We start from the raw sequence: 23,596 nt of genomic DNA, 5'->3' as shown, positions 1-23,596 counted from the left end.
TTTAAATTGTATACTTTTATCTTATATTATATTTAAACTTTATAAAAGATTTATTTTAAAATAATTTTATGGAGAAGAATAAAAACATTCTTTGTGAAGTAAATCTAAAAGATACAGAACAAGAAAGAATAAATGAAGTGAAGTCGTTATCTTATCTAGAAAGATTAGAAAGATTGATGATACTTATTGAAGTCTCATATACATTAAAGAAAGTAAATAGAATCCCACTTAGAAAAGCTTTTAGTTCATTTTCTTAAATATTAATCATATTATTTCCTTGGAACAAAAAAAACTTTTAATAATTACCTATTATTTTCCACCTGCGGGAGGGCCTGGAGTACAGCGTTGGCTGAAATTTGTAAAATATCTGCCTGAATTTGATGTACAACCAATAGTTTATGTTCCAGAAAACCCAACTTATCCAATTGTTGATGAAGGTTTGGTAAATGAGATATCAGATAAAGTAATTGTTTTAAAGAATAAAATATGGGAGCCTTATCAATTGGCTTCTATTTTTTCTAAAAATAAAACCAAGAAAATCAGTTCAGGAATTTTTCCTCACAAGAAAAAACAAACTTTTCTGGATAAAACATTTCTTTGGGTTAGAGGAAATCTTTTTATTCCAGATGCACGTGTGTTTTGGGTAAAACCATCCGTTTCTTATTTGGAAAAATACATTCAGGAAAATAATATTGATACGATTGTAACTTCTGGACCGCCACACAGTTTGCATTTAATTGGTTTAGAATTACAGCAGAAATTAAAAGTAAAATGGTTTGCCGATTTCCGTGATCCTTGGACAACAATTGGGTATCATAAAGCGCTTCGTTTATCTTCTTATGCCGAAAAAAAACATAAGAACTTAGAACACAAAGTGCTTAATGCTGCAGACGAAATCATTGTAACAAGTAAAACCACAAAAACTGAATTTGAGGCTATCACCAATAAACCAATTACGGTAATTACAAATGGTTACGATGTTGAAACGGTCGAAAAGCAAACTCTAGATACTAAATTCACTTTAGCGCATATTGGTTCATTCTTGTCAGATAGAAATCCGCCATTTTTATGGGAGGTTTTAGTTGAGTTGTTGCAAGAAGTTCCAGAATTTAAGACGCATTTAGAAATAAAATTAATTGGAGCAGTAAGTCAAGAAGTTCTAGATGCTATTCAAGAACATCAATTAAATGATTATTTGAATTTGGTGGGGTACGTTTCTCACAAAGAAGCCGTTTCGCATCAACGAAAATCTCAAGTTTTACTTTTAATAGAAATTAATTCTGAAGATACTAAAAGCATTATTCCAGGAAAATTGTTCGAATATATGGTCTCAAACCGTCCGATAATCGCTATCGGACCTCAAGGTTCAGACTTTGCCGATATCGTTACGCAGACCAATACTGGAGTATTTTTTGATTATTCTGAAAAAGCGAAGTTAAAAAGTGTAATTTTGGACTTTTTTAATCAGTTTTTGGAGGGGAAATTACAAGCGCATGGAATTGGTTTACAGCAATATTCGAGAAAAAACCTGACCAAACAATTAGCACAGCTGATTAGAGGATAATCATTTAAAAATAAAATACAATCTAAACTCAAGAAATGGGTATTGTCTTAAATCAGTCTTTTAAAAACACTATAATTACATACATTGGTTTTGGTATCGGAGCCATTAATACATTATACCTTTATCCTGTTTTTCTTGGAGCAACTTATTACGCATTAACCAATTATGTTACTTCTGCAGCAAACGTAATTATGCCTTTGTTTGCGATCGGAATGCAGAATACGCTTGTAAAGTTTTATTCGCAGTATGAAACAGAAGAAGAAAGAGAACAGTTTTTGTCTTTTACAGCACTGTTTCCCATTTTAATGTGTATTCCGTTAGGACTTATCGGAATCTTCTTCTATGACGATATAACCGATTTTGTTTCTAAAGAGAACCCAGTTGTTCGTGAGTTCATGCTCCTTATTCCGTTTATTGGAATCTGCATGGCCTATTTTGAGATATTTTACGCTTGGGCAAGAGTGCATATGCATTCTGTTTTTGGAAATTTTATAAAGGAGGTTGGCTTAAGATTGCTTTCTACATTTGCTTTGATCGGATTGTATTTCAATTGGATCAGTTTGGTTGAGTTTGTTTATGTAACTGCGGGTATTTATTTTCTAGCTTTTATTGTCACAATGTTTTATGCATTTTACATTAAAAAACCGAATTTCCAGATTACAATACCAGAAAATGTAAAAAGTGTAATGGAGTATACTTTTTATATTATCTTGTCAGGAAGCGTTGCCAATTTGCTTCTAGATGGAGATAAGCTGATGCTGAATCAATACATGAAGATTGAAAATATTGCTTATTATTCAGTTGCTACTTATATCGCTTTGGTTATTTCAGTGCCGAGCCGTGCCATGCATCAGATTGTGTATCCAATTACGGCAAAGTTAATGCATGAAAACAAACACGACGAATTGAATCAGCTATACAAAAAAACGTCAATTAACTTACAGATTGTCGGTGGATTTGTAATGCTGTGTATTTTTGTGAACATTCATCAATTGTATGAATTGGTTCCAAAAGAATACAGCGGAGGTATTTCAGTTGTATTTATGATTGGTCTTTCTAAGTATTTTGACTTGATTTTAGGAAATAATAATGCTATTATTTTCAATACCAAATATTACCGTATGGTATTATATTTAGGATTAATGCTTGTTGTTCTGACCGTAATTCTAAATATGATATTTATTCCTATTTTCGGGATTTTTGGTTCTGCCTTTGCAACACTTTTGTCTATTACTTTATATAGTTTGGCAAAACTGCTTTTTGTGGTGAAAAAACTTCATTTATACCCTTTTACAAAACAGACTATTCATTCGATGCTCTTAACCTTTGCATTGTTTTTATTGTTTTATTTTTGGGAATTCCCGTTTTTTCAATTAATTAGTATTGCTTTAAAATCGATATTAGTGACTATTTTATATCTGTACTTGAATTATAAGTTTAAGATTTCACCAGATATCAATAATGTTATAGATTCCATTTTTAAAAAATTAGGTTTTAAAATTTGATCTGATTTTTCTGTAAAAAAGAAAGCAATTTAAAAAATCGTAGCTTTTTTGTTTTTATATTTGTTAGGAAGGATAACTAATTTATTTCTAATAGAATATGAAAATAAAAGTACTTAGGTTATTAGCTTTCTTTTTTGTTTTGTTTTCTATTTCAGTAATGGCCCAGACCAAAAATCTGAAAAATTCTGAAAAAGAAGCAGTAACAGTAAAATTAAAAGGTTATCCTGTAAAGCCTTTTAACGATACACTTTTTCTAGTATATCATAATGTCGGTTCTTTTTCTGCAAAAGAAAGAGCGCAATATATTACCAATAAGATTAAAAGGCTTTATAATGAGTCTTTCTTCGAAAAAGATTCTATAAAAATCATTCCTTCCGATGTTTCTATGGATATTGTATATCAAAGCGATTTGGTGATAATGTCTGTTTTGGAAGCCGATGCAAAAGCCGAAAATAGCACAGTAAGCGCAATTGCCAATCGCAATTTGGATAAAATTAAAAGTGCAATAATCTATCAGAATGAAAATTATTCGCAGCTTCCTAAACGAATTGGTTATACAGTATTATTAACTCTTATAATTGGATTAGTCTTATTTTTGATATCGAAAGTTTTCAATTTCATAAAAAGATATATTGTAAAAAATAGAGCTAGGTATTTTAAAGGAGTCAGTTACAATTCAATTAATATATTATCTCCAGACAAACAGCTGTTTTTGTTCCTTCGATTTTTTGGGATTATAAAAATAATTACGCTTATTTTAATCGTGTATCTTTCGCTTCCTGTTTTGTTCAGCATATTTCCTGCTACAAAAGACTATACAACAACATTGCTCAAATGGATTTTAACGCCAGCTAAATTGGCTTTTATGGGGTTTATCAGCTTTTTGCCAAGCTTGTTTACCATAATTGTAATCATCATTATTTTTAAATATTCACTTAAAGTTATTAAGTTTTTCTTTTATGAAATAAAATCAGAAAACATTAAAATTGATGGCTTTTATAGTGATTGGGCATTACCGACATTCAATGTGATCAGACTTTTAATGTACGCTTTTATGCTGGTGATTATTTTTCCGTATTTGCCAGGTTCAGATTCACCTATTTTTAAGGGGGTTTCTGTATTTGTCGGAGTATTATTCTCGCTCGGTTCTTCTAATGCTATCGCCAATATGGTTGCAGGTTTGGTTATTACCTATATGCGTCCGTTTAAAATAGGGGACTTTATAAAAATTGGCGATGTAAGCGGAGAAGTAATTGAAAAAACTGCCTTGGTCACCAGAATCAGAACACCAAAATTTGAAGATATAACAATTCCAAATGCTACCGTTTTATCGAGCACTTCTACCAATTTTTCAGCAAATACAAATCAGTCCACAAACGGATTATTAATACATACCACAGTGACAATTGGATATGATGTTCCTTGGAAAGACATTTATGCCGCCTTGATTGATGCCGCTTTAAAAACGGAAATGACAGAAAAAGAACCTAAACCATTTGTGCTTCAAACCAGTTTAGATGATTTTTATGTTTCGTATCAAATAAATGTTTATACCAAAGAACCAACCAAACAACCTAGGATTTATTCTTCACTTCATCAAAATATTCAAGATTCTTTTAATGCTGCAGGTATAGAGATTATGTCGCCTCATTACAGTGCTTTACGAGATGGAAACACAACAACAATTCCGCCTAATTATTTAAAAGAAGATTATGAATCTCCTGTTTTTAATATTAAAAGCAAAGGTTAAATAATTGATAACGAGTAATTAAATTTAAAACTTTAACACATGAATACTTTGTAATTAATCGAATAAAAATTAACTTTATCATGAATGTTTGTCAGTACTTTGCTCAAAACTCAGTTTTTTTTCTAATAAAACGACTAAATCTAGGTGTTTAGTTATTGTTAGGAATTAAATAGTTTTGAAGGAAATTACGAATAAAGTGTAACCAGAATTAATTGTAGATTAGAAATTATGAAGTACAATCATCTCAGCCATGAACAAAGCATGCAAGTATTTTCTAATATGATATCAACCAAAGTTCATAATGGATTTACTTTAGAAGAAAGAAATGATGAATTGCTTTTCGCGGTTTTATCTAAAGGTGGTAAAGTGGTTAATCACAGTTTGAATTTTTTGATTTTTTGTTTAACTCTAGGTTTATGGTCATTTGCATGGCTGTATTTAACCTTTGAAGCTTCAAAACAAAAAAAGATTTTAGTAGCTATTGACGAAGATGGTCTTCCTTTTGAGGAAAGATGTTTGGTAGCATAAGAACGCTAAAAAACGAGAAATAAATAAAGCCATAAATGCAAATTAATCAATTGCACTTATGGCTTTGTTATTTAAAAACGAGTAAGATTTATAGTTTGTCTTTTAAGTAAACTCCCGTTACCGATTCTTTTACTTTTACAATATCTTCTGGGGTTCCAGATGCCAATAAATGACCTCCGTTTTCTCCACCTTCAGGACCTAAATCAAGTATCCAATCGGCACATTTTATGAGATCCAGATTATGTTCGATTACGATTATCGAATGTCCTTTATCTATTAAGGCATCAAACGAAGCTAAAAGCTTTTTAATATCATGAAAATGAAGTCCAGTTGTTGGTTCATCAAATACAAACAAGGCCTTATCTTTTGTTGCTCCTTTCACTAAAAAGGAAGCCAATTTAATACGCTGTGCTTCTCCACCAGAAAGTGTAGAAGAAGATTGCCCTAACTGAACATATCCTAAACCTACATCTTGAAGAGGCTGTAATTTTTGAGTGATTTTAGTCTGTTTGTTTTTTTCGAAAAAGGCAATCGCATCATCAATTGTCATGGTAAGAATATCATTGATGTTTAGATTGTCAAAAGTAACCTCTAGAATTTCCTTTTTAAATCGTTTTCCGCCACAAGTTTCACAAGGTAGCGAAACATCGGCCATAAAGACCATTTCGACATTTATAGAACCTTCACCTTTACAAGTTTCACATCGTCCCCCGTCAACATTAAAAGAGAAATGTTTGGCTTGATAACCTCTTATTTTTGATAATTTTTCTTTAGCATACAAATCACGGATATCATCATATGCTTTGATATAGGTAACCGGATTTGATCTTGAACTTCTTCCAATCGGGTTTTGATCTACATACTCAATATGTTTAATTTGCGAAAAAGATCCAGCAATTTCAGTAAATTGTCCTGCTTTTTCAGAGGCGCTTTCTAGTTTTTTCTGAACAGCTGGAAATAAAATTTTCTTAATCAAAGTACTTTTTCCACTTCCAGAAACTCCTGTAACAACAGTTAAAACGTCTAAAGGAAAAGTAACATTAATATTTTTTAAGTTATTTTCACGTGCGCCAATGATGTCAATATGATTTTTGAATTTTCTTCTCTTCTTTGGAACAGAAATTTCTAAATCGCCATTTAAATATTTTGCTGTCAAAGAATCAGATTTCAAAATTTCATCATAAGTTCCTTGCGCAACCAATTTACCTCCAAAAGTTCCAGCTTCGGGACCAATATCAATAATCATATCGGCAGCTTTCATAATATCTTCGTCATGCTCAACCACAATTACGGTGTTGCCAAGATCACGAAGAGAAAGCAATACTTTAATCAGTCTTTCAGAATCTTTAGGATGCAGACCTATACTTGGCTCATCCAAAATATACATCGATCCAACCAAACTACTTCCAAGCGAAGTCGCTAGATTAATACGCTGTGATTCTCCTCCAGAAAGCGTAGCAGAATTTCTGTTTAAAGTAAGATAATCCAATCCAACTTCGGTTAAGAAAGATAAACGATTATTAATTTCGACCATCAAACGTTTAGCAATCTGCTGTTCGTACTGATTTAATTCAATGTTTTTGAAGAAAGTAACCAAATGTTTAATTGGTAAATCTACCAAGTCAGAAACCGTTTTCCCGTTTATTTTTACGTAAGAAGCTTCTTCGCGCAGACGTTTGCCTTTACAAACATGACATTTTGTTTTTCCGCGGTAACGAGACAGCATTACACGATTTTGAATCTTATAATTTTTTTCTTCCAATTCCCTGAAGAAATCATTAAGTCCTTGAAAATACTGATTTCCAGTCCAAATTAAATCTTTCTGTTCGTCTGTTAATTGAAAATAGGGTTTGTGAATTGGGAAATCAAATTTATAAGCGTGTTTCACCAATTCATCTTTGTACCAGCTCATGCTTTCGCCGCGCCATGGATAAATAGCGCTTTCATAAATGGATAATGAGGTGTTCGGAACAACCAGATCAGCATCAATGCCAATTATATTTCCATAACCTTCACAAACAGGGCAAGCTCCATACGGATTATTGAAACTGAATAAATGCACATTTGGCTCCAGAAAAGTCATTCCGTCAAGCTCAAAATTATTAGAATAAGAAAATCTCTTTTCGGCATTTAATTCCTGCAAGTAACAAATTCCTTTTCCTTCAAAAAAAGCAGTTTGTACAGCATCAGCCAAACGGTTATAAAATTCTTCTTCCTCTTTTACAACAATACGGTCAATGATCAATAAAATATCTTTATTGTCGAGTTGATGTAAATCTGAAGCAGAAAACTCGTCCAAACGAATCATTTCGTTATCAACCAAGATACGCGCAAAACCTTGCTGTAAAAGCACTTTTAATTTATCTTCTAATTGTCTGCCTTCTTCAAGATGAATAGGAGCAAGAAGAAGCCATCTGCTATCGAGTGGAAGACTTTTAACGTCGGAAATAACATCTGTAACCGTGTTTTTTTTGACTTCCTGCCCAGAAATAGGAGAGTAGGTGCGTCCGATTCTCGCAAACAAAAGTTTGATGTAGTCGTAAATTTCAGTAGAAGTCCCGACAGTCGAACGAGCGTTGGTTGTATTTACTTTTTGCTCAATAGCAATTGCAGGCGCAATGCCTTTAATATATTCTACCTTTGGTTTGTCTAAACGGCCTAAAAACTGACGTGCATAAGAGGATAAACTTTCTACGTAACGTCTTTGCCCTTCGGCATATAAAGTATCAAAAGCTAAACTCGATTTTCCTGATCCTGAAAGACCTGTAATGACAACCAGTTTATTTCTCGGAATAACGACATCTACATTTTTTAAATTATGTACCTGCGCTCCTTTAATTATAATATTTGATTTTGGATCTATTTTAGAAAGGTCAATTTGCATAAAAAAGTCAATTTTTACAAAAGTAATCAATTTTGAATTGGATTTTGTTAAGGATTTAGTTCCAAATCTTAACTATTTTAATCTTTTAATATTCTTTTTTGAACCTATTTTTAACTTAAAAAAGGTATTTTTTTCATGAAAATAATTGTTCTGCAAAAAAAAATATTAAGCGATTGTCTGTTTATTTCGGGAAAAAATTGTAATTTGAATTTTGATTTGAATAAATAAGTAAATATTATCTCGTTAATATTGAGATGTTTAGGTGTGTTTTTTAACGCTTTTAAGCCTCTTTTGTTTTATGAATTTTTAGCTGTTTGTACGTAAATTTTATGTTTATTGTACATTAATAAAAGTTTTACTAATAATTATTAATGATTTTATTTGCTTTTTAAAACTAAAATTTGTTAAATTTGGTCACAATATTAACATAACCTATAAAAAAGAAACGCCTATATAAGAAAACTACTTTTTAGAAAATACTCCAAATTTTAAAATTAAAACTAAAAAAAGTAGTTATTATGGCTGATCTGCATACTCCAGACGCTCTATTAGTAAAAAATTATGTTGATGGTAGTGAAGCTGCACTTGCAACATTAATAAAAAGGCACGAGTCTAAGATATATGGATTTATATATTCTAAGATAGCTGATAGAGATATTTCAAATGATATTTTTCAAGATACATTTATTAAAGTAATTAAAACTTTAAAAAGTAATTCGTACAACGAAGAGGGTAAATTTTTGCCTTGGGTTATGCGTATTTCTCATAATTTAATTGTAGATCATTTTCGTAAAACAAAGAAAATGCCGATGTACAGAGAGACAGAAGAGTTTTCTATTTTCTCTATTATGTCAGACGATACCTTGACAATTGAAGGCAAAATGATTGTAGATCAAGTAGAACTTGATTTAAAAAAGCTAATAGAAGAGCTTCCAGAAGACCAAAAGGAAGTGCTTGTAATGCGTATGTATCAAGATATGAGCTTCAAAGAAATCTCTGAAGTAACAGGCGTTAGCATCAATACAGCATTAGGAAGAATGCGTTATGCGCTAATGAATTTGAGAAAAATAATAGATAAACATCAAATTATTTTAACCAACTAATACTATTTTGATAATAAGCCCGTTATATTAGTATAAAATAGTCTGATAGTATGGGGAAAATTTACTCAAAAAAAGCATTAGCTTCTAAAAATCTTAAACCTAAAAAAGAAGTTGTTTCTTTTTTATTGAATTATTCAAGAGCCTTGACTGTAGTTAAGATTGAGGATAAAAATTTTGAGATTATAGCTAACTAAACAGCCCACTGCTCCTGTCGGATGTTTATCAAAAGTAAACCAAATGGTCGTTTTGGCTTAAGAGCTCACTGTTTGTATATTTAATATACAGGTAGTGAGTTTTTTTTATTTCTACTTTTTCCTAATTTAAAAACATAAGGTTTTTACATCATTTTTCTCTTCTTTTTGTTAAAATTTAAAAATTTGATGAGAATTTATATGATTATTTGGTTTTTAATTCTATTTTAGTTAAAAAACTGATTTTTTATCCAGATAAAATGCTTTTGTGAAGTGTTATTCGTATTGAAAAGTTGTTTAAGATAAGAATTAGAAAATAAACATTAAAAATTAAATATTTAACCCCCAAAACAGATCGTTTATGAAGAAAAACTACCCTGCTTTATTTTGTTAAGTTTGATGCTCATTTGATTTTTGAGAAAATATTTGGACCAGAAAATGTTTACTCACAAATGGTAATAAAGATAATTTTAAACCAGTTTAATTATCTCTTTACTATGCCTCAAAAGAACTAAGAAAAATCATTTAATCACCAAAACTTAACCGTAAAAATGAAAGAGAACATTAAAGTGTTGTCGTGCTTATTATTGATGAGCATTGGCGCATTTGCCCAAAAAGACAAAATTAAGGAAGCGCAGTCTTTATTTGATAAAGGAAATAGTCAAGATGCTTTGGCTGTTTTAACTAAAACAGAATACCTTATTCTTAATGCTTCTGATGAAGACAAATCCGATTACTATTTCTTAAAAGGTAATGTCTTGAAAGATTTGGCTGTAAAAAACATAGACGCAGCAAACAATTTTACATTGGCATCGCAATCGTATCAAGATGTTTTTTTATATGAGAACGAATCAGGAAAATTTAAGTGGACAATTAAAGCTAGTATGGCTTTAAAAGACATGAAAGCTAGTCTTGTAAATGGTGCAATGGCAGATTTTAAAGCCGAAAAATACAAAGAAAGCGCCGAAAAAAGCTACAAGGTATATTTGTTTGATAAAAAAGACACCATAAATTTATACAATGCGGCATCTTCGTCTCTAAATGCCAAAGATTTCAATGCAGCTGTAACTTACTACGAACTTCTCAAAAAAATTAATTATTCGGGAAAAGGAGTTTTGTACTATGCGACAAATAAGAAAACAAAAGAAGAAGACCTTTTTATTTCGCCAAAAGCTAGAGAATCGGCAATACAGCAAGGTCTTTACGAAAAACCAAGAACCGAGTCTGTTCCTTCTAAAAGAACAGAAGTAAATAATAATCTTGCTTATGCGTATCTTGAAAAAAAGGACTATGCAAGAGCAGAATCTATTTATAATTATGTTCTGGAATTAGACCCGAATTATGTTGATGCCTATATTAATTTGGCTTATTTGAAATTGCAAATGAAAAAAGATTTGGCTGATGAAATAGCATCATTAGGAACTACTCCAGCCGAAATGAAGAAATATGATAAGTTGAACGCTCAGAAAGATGATATTATTCGAAGTGCAATTCCGTATTTGAAAAAAGTATTGGTTCTGGAGCCGAAAAATCCAGATGCTACCAAAACATTATTGGGCGTTTACAGATCGCTTGATATGAATGCAGAATATAATGCTTTAAAAGCAGGGATGTAGTTTTCTTAAAAAGATACAAAGTTGCAAAGTAACAAAGGTGCAGAGGTTTTTAATCTTTGTGCCTTTATTTTTTTGTCGCTGTTTTTTCCATCTCTTCAATTAGAGATTTTTTACCTACAGTTTTCGTTATAATATCTTTTTCAAGATTCCAACCTCTAGCGGGTGAATATTCTCGGCCATACCATATAATTTGCAAGTGTAAATCGTTCCATAAATCTCTAGGAAATAATCTTTTGGCATCTTTTTCGGTCTGCGCTACATTTTTGCCGTTAGATAAATTCCATCTGTGCATCAAGCGATGAATATGCGTATCTACAGGAAATGCAGGCACGCCAAAAGCTTGTGACATTACCACACTTGCCGTTTTGTGTCCAACAGCAGGTAAAGCTTCAAGTGCCTCAAAACTCTGCGGAACTTCTCCGTTATATTTTTCAATTAAAATCTCAGATAAACCATAAATTCCTTTAGATTTCATAGGAGATAAACCACACGGACGAATAATTTCTTTGATTTCTTCTACCGACATTTTAACCATATCATACGGGTTATCGGCTTTTGCAAATAATAAAGGTGTAATTTGGTTTACACGAACATCGGTACATTGTGCAGACAATAAAACAGCGATCAAAAGCGTATAAGGATCTTTATGATCAAGCGGAACAGGTATAGTAGGGTAGAGTTCTTTTAATTTATCAATAACAAATTGTACGCGAGCTTCTTTATTCATTTCCGTATTTTTAATGTTGTAAAAATAGTATAATTTTAATGATGTGCCTAATCCAGCTTTCCGTTTCAACTCCTCATTATGCTAGTCACATTTTTAAGTATTTAAAAGAGCTTCCTTCGGTCGCTTTTTAAATACAAAAAATGCAGACTATCATAATTCCGGGGTTTTCACTTCAATCTGGGGCATAAAAAAGTTATGAATTATAAGTTATGAGTTAAGAGTTGTGAGTTATATTTGTGAATAATCTAAAATCAACAATCTAAAATAAAAAAAGGTATGACAACATTAAAAGCAGGAGATAAAGCGCCAAATTTTTCAGGAATAGATCAAGACGGAAAAACACATAAGCTGGCAGATTATGCTGGAAAAAAATTAGTTGTTTTCTTTTATCCAAAAGCAAGTACCCCAGGTTGTACGGCTGAAGCTTGCGATTTAAGAGATAATTTTCACCGTTTTCAAGCAAATAATTATGAGCTTCTTGGAGTTAGTGGCGACAGTCAGAAAGCGCAGATAAAATTCAAAGAAAAATACGAATTGCCATTTCCTTTACTTGCAGACGAAGACAAATCGGTTATTAATGCATTTGGAGTTTGGGGGCCAAAGAAATTCATGGGAAAAGAATACGACGGAATTCATAGAACAACTTTCGTAATCGATGAAAAAGGAATTATAGAACAAGTAATCGAAAAAGTAAAAACAAAAGAACACGCTTCGCAGATTTTGAAATAGAGCGTTTGTTTTAAGTTTAAGGTTTCAGGTTTCAAGTTTCAAGTTGTCACCCTGAGCGAAGTCGAGGGGCACTCCAATTTGAATGCGGGGCTTCGACTTCGCTCAGCCTGACAAACAGAATAGTAAAAAATGATAATTAGTGCAAAGTTCGTAAAGCTTAAGTTATATAAACCTTTGCGAGCTTTGCGAAAAAACTTTGTGAACTTTGCGGTAAAAAAATACCCGCTCCAACAATAACCTGAAACTTGAAACAAACAAAACTTGAAACATAAAAAAAGTCCCAATAAAGGGACTTTTTATTATGTATTTTGTTCTAATTCTTTCTGCGGATGATATCCAAAAAGATGATGTTCTTTTATAATTTCAGGAATTCCAGGAGGAAGCATTGGTTCCCATCCAGGTTTGCCTTGATTGATCATTTTTAGGATTTCTCTAGAGAAAACATCCAAGATATTCGGATCGTAATCTTCAATATCAACCACTTTTCCGTTGAATTTAAAGAATTTATATAATTCTTTCATTCTAGGATGAACTTTCAAGTTGTTCGAATTCATTAATGAGCCATCTTCATCTAACATAGGATATAAGAACACTTTCATATCACGATAGAATAATTTACCGAAAGCTTCTAGTATTCCACCACTTAAATGGCGGTAATACTTCTCGTCAAAAATATCAACTAAGTTGTTTACGCCCATTGCTAATCCCATACGGGCTTTGGTGTAATTGGCGAAGTATTCTACTACTTTATAATACTCTTGAAAATTCGAAATCATAACCGTTTGGCCAAGAGAACAAAGTAATTCTGCTCTGTCCATAAAGTCACGCTCGTCAATCTCACCGTCAGAACGTAAATTGGAAAGAGTGATTTCAAAAACAACCAGAGTGTTATTTTTTTCAACTTTATTTTCTTTAAGAAACATTTCTAATGATTTCTCATACATGTCCATATTTACTTTAGTAACAGGACGGAAACTTCCTCTTAAAGCTAAAAGATTCTTTTTGTATAAGATAGCTGCTGGCAGAATGTTTTTTCCTTCAGGATTAAACATTACGGCATCTGTCATTCCGTTTTTAACCAATTGCAAACTTATTAAACGATTGTCTACATCGGCAAAACGAGGTCCAGAAAAGTTAATGGTGTCGATCTCTAATTGATCTTTGTCTAAGTGATCGTATAAATAACGAAGTAATCGTTTTGGATCGTTGTATTTGTAAAAAGCACCGTAAATTAAGTTAACTCCTAAAATTCCCAGTGTTTCTTGTTGTAATCTAGCGTCAGTTTCTTTGAAACGAATATGTAGGATAATTTCGTTATACGCTTCGTCTGGTTCAATTTGGTATCTAATTCCGACCCAGCCGTGGCCTTTAAATTGTTTGGCAAAATCTATTGTGGCAACCGTGTTTGCGTAGCTAAAAAAAAGTTTTGTAGGGTGTTTTTCACGACTTAAACGCTCTTCGATGATTTGTCCTTCATGTGTAAGCATTTTTTTCAGTCGCTCTTCAGTAACATATCTTCCGTCGCTTTCAGTCCCATAAATGGCATCACTAAAATCTTTATCATAGGCAGACATCGCTTTTGCAATAGTTCCCGACGAACCTCCTGATCTGAAAAAGTGTCTAACTGTCTCTTGTCCAGCACCAATCTCAGCAAATGTTCCGTAAATATTTTCGTTTAAATTAATGCGTAACGCTTTGTCTTTTATAGAAGGAATCTGTTCGATGACCTTGTCACCCTTGAGTTTTATTTCTGTACCCATTTTGTTTTAAATAGATTTGTTACAAAGTTAGTAAATTAGGCTTCTAATGAAAGAGAAATAATCCTATTTTTGTAAAAAAATTAAGTTCAATTGAAGGTTTATTTTTTAGGTACAGGCACTTCTCAAGGTATTCCAATTATCGGAATCGATCATCCCGTTTGCAAAAGCACTGATGCTAAGGATAAAAGGCTTCGTGTATCCATTTGGATAACATGGGGCGAGCATTCTTATGTAATAGATTGCGGCCCCGATTTCAGACAGCAAATGCTTTCTTGCGGATGCCAAAAATTGGATGCAATTCTCTTTACTCACGAACATGCAGATCATACTGCAGGTTTAGATGATATCCGCCCGTTTAATTTTAGACAGGGAGAAATTCCAATTTACGGACATGAACGCGTTTTAGATAATCTAAGACGTCGTTTTGATTATGTTTTTGAAACCGTAAACAAATATCCAGGGGCACCAAGTGTAAAAACAATCGAAGTGCAAAACAATGCACCTTTTGCAGTTGGCGATAAAGTGGCAATTCCGATAAATGCTATGCACGGTGATTTGCAGGTTTTTGGATATAGAATAGATGATTTTGCTTATCTGACAGATGTAAAAACCATCGAACAAGCTGAAATTGAAAAACTAAAAGGACTGAAAGTTTTGGTTGTAAATGCTTTGCGCGTAGAACCTCACAATACTCATTTCAATCTGCAAGAAGCACTTGATTTTATTAATCTTGTTAAGCCCGAAAAAGCGTATTTAACGCATATTAGCCACGTTTTAGGATTTCATGAAGAAGTGCAGCAAAGCCTTCCTGAAAATGTTTTCTTGGCTTACGATAATTTAGAAATTACAATTTAATTATACCACACAATGAAAAAATCCTTAATGCTTTATCTTTTTATTCTTGCTATTTTAATGAATGTCTTTACTTATTCGTTCTACAGCGGTGAAGTAAAATTTGCGCAGAATAGATATGATAAAACAACTAAGAAACTAAGAGATAGTATTAGTCTAGTAAAAACTCAATTGGCAGAAGCTGATTATTTTTCTTTAGAGCATAACGAAAATGCACAAAACTACTTTGATAATAGTGCTTCTGGCGGAAAAGTGATTTTGTATGAGAAACTAATTCCAGTAGTAACTGAAAAGCTGCTAGATTTCAATGCAAATCCAAAAGGGAATCCTTATACAGGGCAAGATCAAATAGGTCCAAACAAATTTATCATCAATAAAGTAAAAATTTTAAACCACAGATGGATCATTGCAGATTACAGCAATGGAGAATTATGGGGAGAAGTCTTGTTAAAATACTTTGTTGATAACGACGATAATATTACCTTTGAAGTAAATCAAACTTGGTTATATCAAAAATAGGATTTTATAATCCTATTTTTTTTGACCTTTAAATTAATTAGGATTATGAAAAAGATGTTTTTGTTTTTGATTGTTGCAAGCGCGTTTTCTTGCGCTAAAAAGGTTTCTCAGGAAAATGTAAATACAACTCCAAAAGAACCGAAAAAAGAAGCTGTTGTAGGCGCAGATGTTGATTCTCATGGCTGTAAAGCTTCGGCTGGTTATACTTGGTCAACGCTTAAAAAAGAGTGTATCAGGGTTTTTGAAAATAGTACAAAATTGAACCATGCTGAAGATGGAAAAACATATTCTACAGTTTCCTATGTAATTTTTGACGGAAATAAAGCAGAGCTTTTCTTAGATACTCAGAAAGAATCTATCATTCTAGAAAGAAAATCAGAAGGTGATTCTTGGGTTAACGGCGATTGGCAGTTAATTCCTTGGAAAGGGTATGTTCTGAAAAAAGCAGGGAAGATTCTTTATACAGGAGAGTAGTGTTCGGTATTTAGTATTTAGTGTTCAGTCGCAGTATTCAGTTTAGAACTTTGTCAAAGCTTCAAACTTTGACAAAGTTTTTGTTATAATTCAAGACTGAAAACTGCGACTGAACACTAAATACTAAATACTAAACAATCTCTTTAATAAACTCAGAGCTTACAACCTGAGCAAATTCTTCGTTTAAACTTGCTAAAGCAGTCTGGTGTATTAATTCGGCAGAAAATTCTTCTCCGTTTAGACCTTTTTTATTGAAAGTTGCGGTTGCATCAGAAACTAAATATACTGTATAGCCAAAATTACCAGCCATTCTAGTTGTTGTAGAAACACAGTGATCTGTAGTTAAACCTACAATCACTAGATTCTTGATTTTAGCATTGTCAATTAGTTCTTTTAAGTTCGTTCCTATAAAAGCACTATTGACATTCTTTTTAATAATGGCTTCTCCTTCAAGAGGTTTCACCACATCTTGAAATTGATTTCCAGGATTTGTTTCGTTTAAAATCGAATTTGGATTTGAAGAACAATGCTGAACATGAAAAATAGGCAGGCTTTTAGCTCTCCAAATTTCCAAAAGTTCACTCGCTTTTTCTTCTGCGTCAACATTATTTCGGTCTCCGCCCCAATAGGCAACATCGTTAAAACCTTTTTGAATATCAATTAAAATCAATGCGGGTTTATTAAGTTTTGTAGTATTCATTTATATAGTATTGTAATGATGAAAAAAGTTTATTTATCTAAACTGATTGTTAAGTCTTTTAATTCTATTTGAAATTTGACTGTAGCTTTTAGTGCTGTAAAAACTTTGATTACAGTTTCTAGTGTTACATTTCCCGCATTTTTTTCAAGTTTGGATATTTGTGCTTTTTGAACACCAATAAGTTTGCCTAACTCTTCTTGAGTTAAATTGCGTTCTTTACGAGTTTGCTTAATCGCATTTCCAATCAAATCCATTTGTAAATCATGTTCAAATCGATCTCTTGCAGGAGTTCCAGTTTTGCCAATGATTTCATCGGTTACTTGATTTAAAGTATATGTTTTCATGTTTTTAAAATTGAATTTAATCTTTATCTTTAAAATATTCTAACCTCAATTTTTGCGCTCTTGATATTTCTTTATCAGGTACTTTACCTTGTTTCTTTATAAATCCATGTGTAGAAATTACAAGAGTGTTTTGTGCATTGGTTTTATCCCAAAAAGCTAATAGCCGATAGTGATTTCCTTGATATAAAGTCCGAAATTCCCAAATTTCATCATTTAACTTTTTAAAAAGCTCAGGATCATTTTTTGTTTGCGATTTTCGAATATTATAAATTATTTTTTCTGAATGTTTGGGTTTTAAATTTTTTAGAAAATCAAAAACTTCTTCTAGAAAGATTACATCAAAATTTTTTTCCATTTTCTTGCTATACAAAAATACCCAAAAGTTTCCTTTTGGAGAAACTTTTGGGTATTTAATTACTTTACTCTCTTTTACTAAACCAAGTTAGGTTTAGTAAGGCTAAAGTACAATATATAATTTGAAAGGACGTGAAGGAATGTATGTTTTTTCTCTCTTTTTTGAATTATAACGCTAGCCAATTCTTAAAATCAAAGAAATTCTGAGGTGCTACTCCATGTCCAACTGGATATTCTTTGTAAACAACTGGAATCTCTAATTTCTCTAAAATTGCTGGAGTTTTTCTTGCCCATTCAATAGGAATAACTTGATCGACAGTTCCGTGTGAAGCGAAGAATTTTAAGTTTTTGAAATCATTGTTTTCAAACCCTTCTTTGATGATTTCTTCATTAAAATAACCACTCATTGCCACAACTCTTTGAATTTTTTCTGGATAAGAAAGTGCTGTAGCATAACTTAAAATAGATCCTTGACTGAATCCGATTAAAGTTACATTATTAGCATCAATTGGGTAATTGGCAACCAACTCGTCAATGAAATTAGCAATTATATCACGAGAAGTTTTTGCTTGTTCGTTATCAGAAAATTTATTTTGATCGGCATCGAAATTAATCGCGTACCAAGCATAAGCGCCATATTGTAAATCGTAAGGTGCTCTAGCAGAAATAATGTAATAGTTGTCTGGAAGTTCAGAAGCAAAAGAAAATAAATCGGCTTCATTGCTGCCGTATCCGTGTAATAAAAGCAATAACGGATTTTTATCTAAAATTACTTTTGGTTCTCTTATTTTATATTCTAAAGATAGATTCATTTTTTTAGTGTTCAGTGTTTAGGTTTTTAGTGTTCAGCTTGATCTTTGTCAAAGTTTCAAACTTTGACAAAGTTTTTTAAGGTTCCAAATTTCAGATTCCAGTTTTGGAATTTGGATTTTTAAAACTTGGGATTTTAAAAATTAACCAATTTTTTTAAACCATTTCTGAAATAATTCCCCAACTAGCGGAATAGGTCTCGTTTGTCCTTGAATAGCATTAAAAATACCAAAAGTCCATAGAATTGAAATACAGATCCACATTGGGAAAGTGATAAAAAAACTATCAAAATTGCTGATGATTGCTCCTAAAGAAATAAAAGTTAAAGACAAACCTAAAGCTTGACGAATGTGAAAAGAAGCAAAACTATTTTTGTTTTCAGAATTCATGCTCATGGCGATCAAAACACCAATGATTAGAATGTAACTCGTTATAGCAATTGGTTTTCCTTCTTCGACTGAATTATTCATTTGTATTATTTTGTAACTAGTTGATTTTGATTTAAAATTCCGTACACAGAACCTTTAAGTTCAGTTCCTAAAAAAGCAGAATTTTTAGATTTTGAAAGAATGTTTTCTTTCGTAAAAGTTGATTTTCCTTCTGTTGCAAACAAAGTAATATTAGCTTTTGCACCTTCTTCGATTGTATTGTTTTCCAAACCAAAAATGCTTCTTGCTGCAGTTAATTTTGCTACAATTGTTTCTACCGGTAAAACCGTCAATAAAGCTCCAAAAGCGCTTTCTAAACCTATAGTTCCGTTTTTGGCTGTATCAAATTCCATTTTTTTGAATTCAATATCAATCGGATTATGGTCTGAAGTAATCAAGTCGATAGTTCCGTCAGCAACTCCGTTAAGCAAAGCTTGTCTGTCAACTTCTGTTCTTAGTGGTGGTGTTACTTTAAATCGAGTATCGAATCCGTCCAGTTTTTCATCCGTTAAAACCAAATGATGTACAGATGCGCTGCAAGTTACTTGTAGGCCTTTTGCCTTAGCTTCTCTAATTAATTCAACCGATTTTGCTGTAGAAATAGTTGGAATGTGAAGTTTTCCGCCCGTATATTCCAACAAAAATAAATTTCTTGAAATTTGAAGTTCTTCTGCCAGATTCGGAATTCCTTTTAAACCTAATCTTGTCGAAACAATTCCTTCGTTTGCTACACCATTTCCTTTAATGTTTGGATCTTGCGAATAAGCGATTACCAACCCGTCGAAATCTTGAACATATTGTAAAGCTATTTTCAGGATATTAGCATTGTCAATACTTTTGTTGTAATCTCCAAAAGCAATTGCTCCAGAATTTTTCATATCAAAAAGTTCTGCCATATCTTTTCCTTCGCTGGCTTTAGTTAAAGCACCGATTGGGAAAATTTCTGTAGCAAAACCATTTGCTTTATTTTTTACAAAATTTACCTGAGATTGATTGTCAATAATTGGTAAAGAGTTGGGCTGTAATGCAATTGCTGTGAATCCGCTTTTGGCAGCAACATTCAATCCGTTTGCTATCGTTTCTCTGTCTTCGTAGCCTGGCTCGCCCAGCGAGACACTGCTGTCAAACCAACCTTGAGAAACATGAAGATCATCAAATCGTACTACTTCTGCATCGTCATTTGGAAGAGAAACGCCTATTTTTTCTATTACACCATCTGCAATTAAAAGATCAACGGTCTGATTGTGAAACGGACTTTTTGAGTCGATAATTTTGGCGCTTTTGATGATTAGTTTCATATTTTGAATATTTATTTTTATTAAAACATTAAATGTTTTTTTATTTACTACCATTAAGAAATTAAGTTAATAAAGAGAAGAACTTAATTTTCTAAACATTAAAAAAGTAAGTTCATAAAGTAAAAACTTAATAATCTTAATGTCTTAATGGTAAAAAAATCATTTCACAAATTTTATAATTGCCATTTCTAATGCTAAAAATAACAGTGCAAAGATAACAAACCATTTCCAAATTTGGCTGTCTGTTCGTTCTGTTTGTAGTGTATTAAAAATGGTCGAAATGGTATCGGCAGTTTTGAAATCAGAAACTACATTCGTGTTTACTTGACTCAAATCGCTTTCTGTTCTTTTGTAGTTAAAACTGATATTTTCTACCCATTCTTTTTTATCAAAAATGCTATAATTTCCAGCGGTTTCAGGAAAATCATTGAATGTTAATTTGACTTTATTGTTTAAAATCTGCTGAATTGGGATAAAAGAATCATCTGTTCCTTTAACTTCCAAAATTGCATCTTTAGTTAATAAAACATCTACAAAGTAAGGCTGATTGTTTCCAATTGTCAAAGCATTTACGCCCGTTTTCTGATTGTTCTGAGCGATTTTATAAAATAACGGAACAATTAAAGGCGATTGCTGAAAATTGGAATTGGCACTATTTATTGGCGCGGTAAAAACCGTTATTCCAGAAACCTGATTTTGAACAGCAGTTACAAAAGCAGTTTGGTCTTCAAATGAAAGTACAGCTGGATACGAACTCGAAACGGCAAACGAACTATTTACTTTTGGATATTGAAAATTGGTTATTTTGTTTTCGAAAACGCCCGAAAATAAAGGATGGTCGAAATTAATTTTAGTGATTAATTTGCTGTTAGTTTCTAAATTTCCGAATTGAATTTTTCCAAAATTCCCCAATAATGCATTTAAGCTCGAAAGAGAAGTTTTCTCGGATGGAATTACAACCAAATTTCCGCCTTTAGAAACAAAAGCTTTTAAAGTCGTCTGCAATGCCTGCGGAATATCAATTAATTCGTTTAGAATAATCGTATTTTGTTTTTCTAAACTATTATAATCTAAAGAGCCAATTGGATAATTGTTGTAATTGAATTCTGCCGAGGTATAAATTCTCGATAAGAAATTGCTTTTTTCAGGTTCACCAATGCTTATAACGTTTGTTTTTTTGTTTTTAGAAATGCTGAAAAACAATTTGTTGTCATAACTTAAACCGTTATCTTCAATTGCAACATATCCATGAAAAGCTTCTTTTGGAATGGTGAAATTGATTTTCTTTTTCTTGGTGTCAAAATTGATAATTGTTTTAGCAATCAGTTTATTTTGATTGTATAAGGCTGTAGAAACCGGTTTAAAATCTTCGCCATAAGCAGACAAATTAATGCCAATTTCGTAGAAGTTTTCTAAAGTCTGATTAATGTAAACGCTGTCAATAGAGACATTGTTTTTCTGTTCTGCTTCTGGAACTATGAAATAAGGTTTTTCTTCAAAATCTATAGTTGCAATATCTTTTTCTTTTAAACCAACGGCATCGGTAATAATGACAATATCTTTTTTATGCGCCGATTTATGTGCTTTAATTTTAGCCGTAATTGCTGAAAGATCAAAAGAAGTTGCGCTGTATTTTAGATTTTGTAAAGCGCTTTTAGATGATTTTATATCCGTATTCCAAAAGTTTTCGGTGTTTGTTAAAAGCGAAAATTGAGTGTTTTCTGGAGTGTTTTCGAGTAATTCCTGAACAGCTCTTTTTAATAATTCGCCCTTTTTACCTTTAGCCTGCATACTAAACGAATTATCTAAAACGATATACATTTCGTTTGAAGCATTTTTGCTGTCGGCAGCTTCAAAAAAAGGCTGTGCAAACGCAATAATTGCGCAAGTAAGCAATAATAAACGTGTTGCTAATAAAAGACGTTTTTTGATTTTAGAACTCTTTCGAGTCTGAATGGCAAGTTCTTTTAAGAATCGAACATTGGTGAAAAAAGAAGTTTTAAATCGTCTTAATTGAAATAAATGAACCAAAATTGGAACAATCAATAAAAACAGAAAGTATAGAATTTCGGGATGTTTAAAATGCATTCTGGCTTCGATTTACTTCACTACGTTTTGTTTTTCGCGAAGATGCTGGTCAAAAATACGAATTAAAAATTATTAAACCATATAAGTTCATTTAAGAGATTATTGGTAAAGTCTAAAGCTTATGCTTCTTATATACGTGAAAAAAATGTAACTTTTGTAATTTCTTGTAATAAAGAGACTGTTTCAAATAGATATATTGTTTATTTTAGCTAATTCAAAAAAAACAAATTATGAAAAAAATATATTTAATCTTGTTTTCCGCTTTATCTATAACAGCTGTTAAAGCTCAAAATAAGTTCAATTTATTAGTTGGAACTTACACCAATACCTGCCAAAGCAATGGTATTTATGTTTATGAGTTTGATGCTTCTACGGGAGAATATAAATTAAAAAGTTCTTCTGAGAATGTGGTAAGCCCAAGTTATTTATCTGTCTCTGCAGATAACAAGTTTATCTACGCAGTAAATGAAAATGGAACACAAAGTACAGTAAGTTCATTTTCATATGATTCAGCATCTGGAAAGACCAATCTGTTGAATAAAAATGATGCTTTAGGAGCAGATCCTTGTCATTTAATAAATGATGATAAGCATGTAATTGCAGCCAATTATTCTGGCGGTAGTATCGCGGTTTTTAAGAAAAACACAGACGGAAGTATTGCTGAAGTACAGCAGTTAATCCAGCATGAAGGAAAAGGACCAAACGCAGCGCGTCAAGAAAAAGCGCATGTTCATATGGTTGTTTTTTCTCCAGATAAAAAGTTTGTGCTTTCGAACGATTTAGGTTTAGATAAAGTATTTATTTATAAATATAATCCAGCTGCTAAAAACGAAATCTTGACATTAAAAGGAAGTGTTGATGTAAAGCCAGGAAGTGGCCCTAGACATTTGACTTTCAGTAAAGATGGAAAATTTGTGTATTTAGTTCAGGAATTGGATGGAACTTTGACAACATTAAGCTGGGATAAAACAGGAAGTCTGAAGGTCGTTGCAGAAACAAGCATTCTTCCAAAAGACTTTAAAGGAGGAACAGGAGCAGCGGCAATTAAGCTTTCGCCAGACGGAAACTTTTTATATCTTACCGATCGTGTAGACGCCAATGCAATTTCAGTTTACAAAATTCTTAAAACAGGAGCTTTAGAATTGGTTGAACAGCAAAGCACTTTAGGAAAAGGCCCAAGAGATTTTGCGATTGATCCAACAGGAAATTACCTTTTAGTAGGACATCAATATACTAATGATATCGTTATTTTTAAAAGAGATATCGCAACAGGAAAACTGACAGATACTGGAAGAAGAATCCAATTATGTTCGCCAGTAGGACTTCTATTCACGAAAATATAGTTCAACAAGGTTCAAAGTAACAAAGGCTC

Annotated in this window: 23 protein-coding genes; 13 read left to right on the top strand and 10 right to left on the bottom strand. The window is 32.1% G+C overall.

Annotated features, from left to right (window positions below):
• Window positions 1-68: 68 nt before the first annotated feature.
• The 5 genes from ACFO3N_RS11670 to ACFO3N_RS11650 all read left to right on the top strand — a co-directional run bounded on the left by ACFO3N_RS11670 (window position 69) and on the right by ACFO3N_RS11650 (window position 5,347).
• Window positions 69-257 carry a hypothetical protein gene (locus ACFO3N_RS11670; protein ID WP_379797900.1) on the top strand — a complete coding sequence of 63 codons (189 nt, stop codon included), beginning with the start codon at window positions 69-71 and terminating at the stop codon, window positions 255-257.
• Window positions 258-277: 20 nt separating this feature from the next.
• Window positions 278-1,564, top strand: coding sequence for a glycosyltransferase family 4 protein (locus tag ACFO3N_RS11665; RefSeq protein ID WP_379797898.1), 1,287 nt, complete (start codon window positions 278-280; stop codon window positions 1,562-1,564).
• Window positions 1,565-1,599: 35 nt separating this feature from the next.
• Window positions 1,600-3,069, top strand: coding sequence for an oligosaccharide flippase family protein (locus ACFO3N_RS11660; protein ID WP_379797896.1), 1,470 nt, complete (start codon window positions 1,600-1,602; stop codon window positions 3,067-3,069).
• Between the two features lie 97 nt (window positions 3,070-3,166).
• Window positions 3,167-4,819 (top strand): mechanosensitive ion channel family protein, encoded by a 1,653-nt coding sequence (locus ACFO3N_RS11655; protein ID WP_379797894.1) that lies wholly within the window; start codon window positions 3,167-3,169, stop codon window positions 4,817-4,819.
• Between the two features lie 228 nt (window positions 4,820-5,047).
• Window positions 5,048-5,347, top strand: coding sequence for a hypothetical protein (locus ACFO3N_RS11650; protein WP_172426902.1), 300 nt, complete (start codon window positions 5,048-5,050; stop codon window positions 5,345-5,347).
• Between the two features lie 88 nt (window positions 5,348-5,435).
• Here the strand turns inward: ACFO3N_RS11650 and uvrA are convergent, their stop codons facing one another.
• Complete coding sequence (gene uvrA / locus ACFO3N_RS11645) at window positions 5,436-8,231, bottom strand: excinuclease ABC subunit UvrA (RefSeq protein WP_379797892.1); 2,796 nt, start codon at window positions 8,229-8,231, stop codon at window positions 5,436-5,438.
• Window positions 8,232-8,749: 518 nt separating this feature from the next.
• On the opposite strand from uvrA, the gene ACFO3N_RS11640 reads away from it, so the two are divergent.
• The 3 genes from ACFO3N_RS11640 to ACFO3N_RS11630 all read left to right on the top strand — a co-directional run bounded on the left by ACFO3N_RS11640 (window position 8,750) and on the right by ACFO3N_RS11630 (window position 11,141).
• Window positions 8,750-9,334 (top strand): RNA polymerase sigma factor, encoded by a 585-nt coding sequence (locus ACFO3N_RS11640; protein ID WP_250835419.1) that lies wholly within the window; start codon window positions 8,750-8,752, stop codon window positions 9,332-9,334.
• 50 nt (window positions 9,335-9,384) lie between these two features.
• Complete coding sequence (locus ACFO3N_RS11635; protein ID WP_248726141.1) at window positions 9,385-9,528, top strand: hypothetical protein; 144 nt, start codon at window positions 9,385-9,387, stop codon at window positions 9,526-9,528.
• 548 nt (window positions 9,529-10,076) lie between these two features.
• Window positions 10,077-11,141 (top strand): tetratricopeptide repeat protein, encoded by a 1,065-nt coding sequence (locus ACFO3N_RS11630; protein ID WP_379797889.1) that lies wholly within the window; start codon window positions 10,077-10,079, stop codon window positions 11,139-11,141.
• A gap of 64 nt (window positions 11,142-11,205) precedes the next feature.
• On the opposite strand, the gene nth is transcribed toward ACFO3N_RS11630, so the two are convergent.
• A complete protein-coding gene (nth, locus tag ACFO3N_RS11625) occupies window positions 11,206-11,868 on the bottom strand; it encodes an endonuclease III (protein ID WP_379797887.1) in 663 nt (220 codons plus the stop codon).
• Window positions 11,869-12,144: 276 nt separating this feature from the next.
• On the opposite strand from nth, the gene bcp reads away from it, so the two are divergent.
• Window positions 12,145-12,597, top strand: coding sequence for a thioredoxin-dependent thiol peroxidase (bcp, locus tag ACFO3N_RS11620; protein WP_379797885.1), 453 nt, complete (start codon window positions 12,145-12,147; stop codon window positions 12,595-12,597).
• Between the two features lie 299 nt (window positions 12,598-12,896).
• On the opposite strand, the gene ACFO3N_RS11615 is transcribed toward bcp, so the two are convergent.
• On the bottom strand, window positions 12,897-14,357 hold the full coding sequence (locus tag ACFO3N_RS11615) for a TonB-dependent receptor (protein ID WP_248726145.1): 1,461 nt from the start codon (window positions 14,355-14,357) through the stop codon (window positions 12,897-12,899).
• A gap of 90 nt (window positions 14,358-14,447) precedes the next feature.
• Between ACFO3N_RS11615 and ACFO3N_RS11610 the strand changes: the two genes are divergently transcribed.
• From ACFO3N_RS11610 to ACFO3N_RS11600, 3 genes are read left to right on the top strand one after another with little or no spacing between them, the layout of a single operon-like run.
• Complete coding sequence (locus ACFO3N_RS11610; protein ID WP_095929975.1) at window positions 14,448-15,212, top strand: MBL fold metallo-hydrolase; 765 nt, start codon at window positions 14,448-14,450, stop codon at window positions 15,210-15,212.
• Between the two features lie 12 nt (window positions 15,213-15,224).
• Window positions 15,225-15,728, top strand: coding sequence for a hypothetical protein (locus tag ACFO3N_RS11605; RefSeq protein WP_379797882.1), 504 nt, complete (start codon window positions 15,225-15,227; stop codon window positions 15,726-15,728).
• A gap of 45 nt (window positions 15,729-15,773) precedes the next feature.
• A complete protein-coding gene (locus ACFO3N_RS11600; RefSeq protein ID WP_379797880.1) occupies window positions 15,774-16,202 on the top strand; it encodes a hypothetical protein in 429 nt (142 codons plus the stop codon).
• A 130-nt stretch (window positions 16,203-16,332) separates the two neighbouring features.
• On the opposite strand, the gene ACFO3N_RS11595 is transcribed toward ACFO3N_RS11600, so the two are convergent.
• The 7 genes from ACFO3N_RS11595 to ACFO3N_RS11565 form a co-directional block, all read right to left on the bottom strand.
• A complete protein-coding gene (locus ACFO3N_RS11595; protein ID WP_379797878.1) occupies window positions 16,333-16,902 on the bottom strand; it encodes a cysteine hydrolase family protein in 570 nt (189 codons plus the stop codon).
• Window positions 16,903-16,931: 29 nt separating this feature from the next.
• Window positions 16,932-17,246, bottom strand: a complete 315-nt coding sequence (locus ACFO3N_RS11590; RefSeq protein WP_379797876.1) for a helix-turn-helix transcriptional regulator — start codon at window positions 17,244-17,246, stop codon at window positions 16,932-16,934.
• A gap of 16 nt (window positions 17,247-17,262) precedes the next feature.
• On the bottom strand, window positions 17,263-17,601 hold the full coding sequence (locus tag ACFO3N_RS11585) for a type II toxin-antitoxin system RelE/ParE family toxin (RefSeq protein WP_379797874.1): 339 nt from the start codon (window positions 17,599-17,601) through the stop codon (window positions 17,263-17,265).
• Window positions 17,602-17,767: 166 nt separating this feature from the next.
• Window positions 17,768-18,412 carry an alpha/beta hydrolase gene (locus ACFO3N_RS11580; protein ID WP_379797872.1) on the bottom strand — a complete coding sequence of 215 codons (645 nt, stop codon included), beginning with the start codon at window positions 18,410-18,412 and terminating at the stop codon, window positions 17,768-17,770.
• Window positions 18,413-18,553: 141 nt separating this feature from the next.
• Complete coding sequence (locus tag ACFO3N_RS11575) at window positions 18,554-18,880, bottom strand: hypothetical protein (protein ID WP_250835428.1); 327 nt, start codon at window positions 18,878-18,880, stop codon at window positions 18,554-18,556.
• Between the two features lie 5 nt (window positions 18,881-18,885).
• Entirely contained in the window at window positions 18,886-20,136 is a 1,251-nt protein-coding gene (locus ACFO3N_RS11570; protein WP_379797870.1) for a dihydroorotase, read from the bottom strand.
• Window positions 20,137-20,295: 159 nt separating this feature from the next.
• Window positions 20,296-22,224: a BatA domain-containing protein gene (locus ACFO3N_RS11565; RefSeq protein ID WP_379797868.1), complete on the bottom strand. Its 1,929-nt coding sequence runs from the start codon at window positions 22,222-22,224 to the stop codon at window positions 20,296-20,298.
• A gap of 230 nt (window positions 22,225-22,454) precedes the next feature.
• Here ACFO3N_RS11565 and ACFO3N_RS11560 point away from each other — a divergent pair, with 230 nt between their 5' ends.
• Window positions 22,455-23,567: a lactonase family protein gene (locus tag ACFO3N_RS11560; protein WP_379797866.1), complete on the top strand. Its 1,113-nt coding sequence runs from the start codon at window positions 22,455-22,457 to the stop codon at window positions 23,565-23,567.
• Window positions 23,568-23,596 lie beyond the last annotated feature (29 nt).

Origin of the sequence: Flavobacterium chungangensis, from assembly GCF_042654045.1 — a bacterium.
Taxonomy (GTDB): domain Bacteria; phylum Bacteroidota; class Bacteroidia; order Flavobacteriales; family Flavobacteriaceae; genus Flavobacterium; species Flavobacterium chungangensis.
The sequence above is the reverse complement of the archived record's forward strand: the minus strand, read 5'-3'. Positions and strand labels throughout refer to the sequence as shown.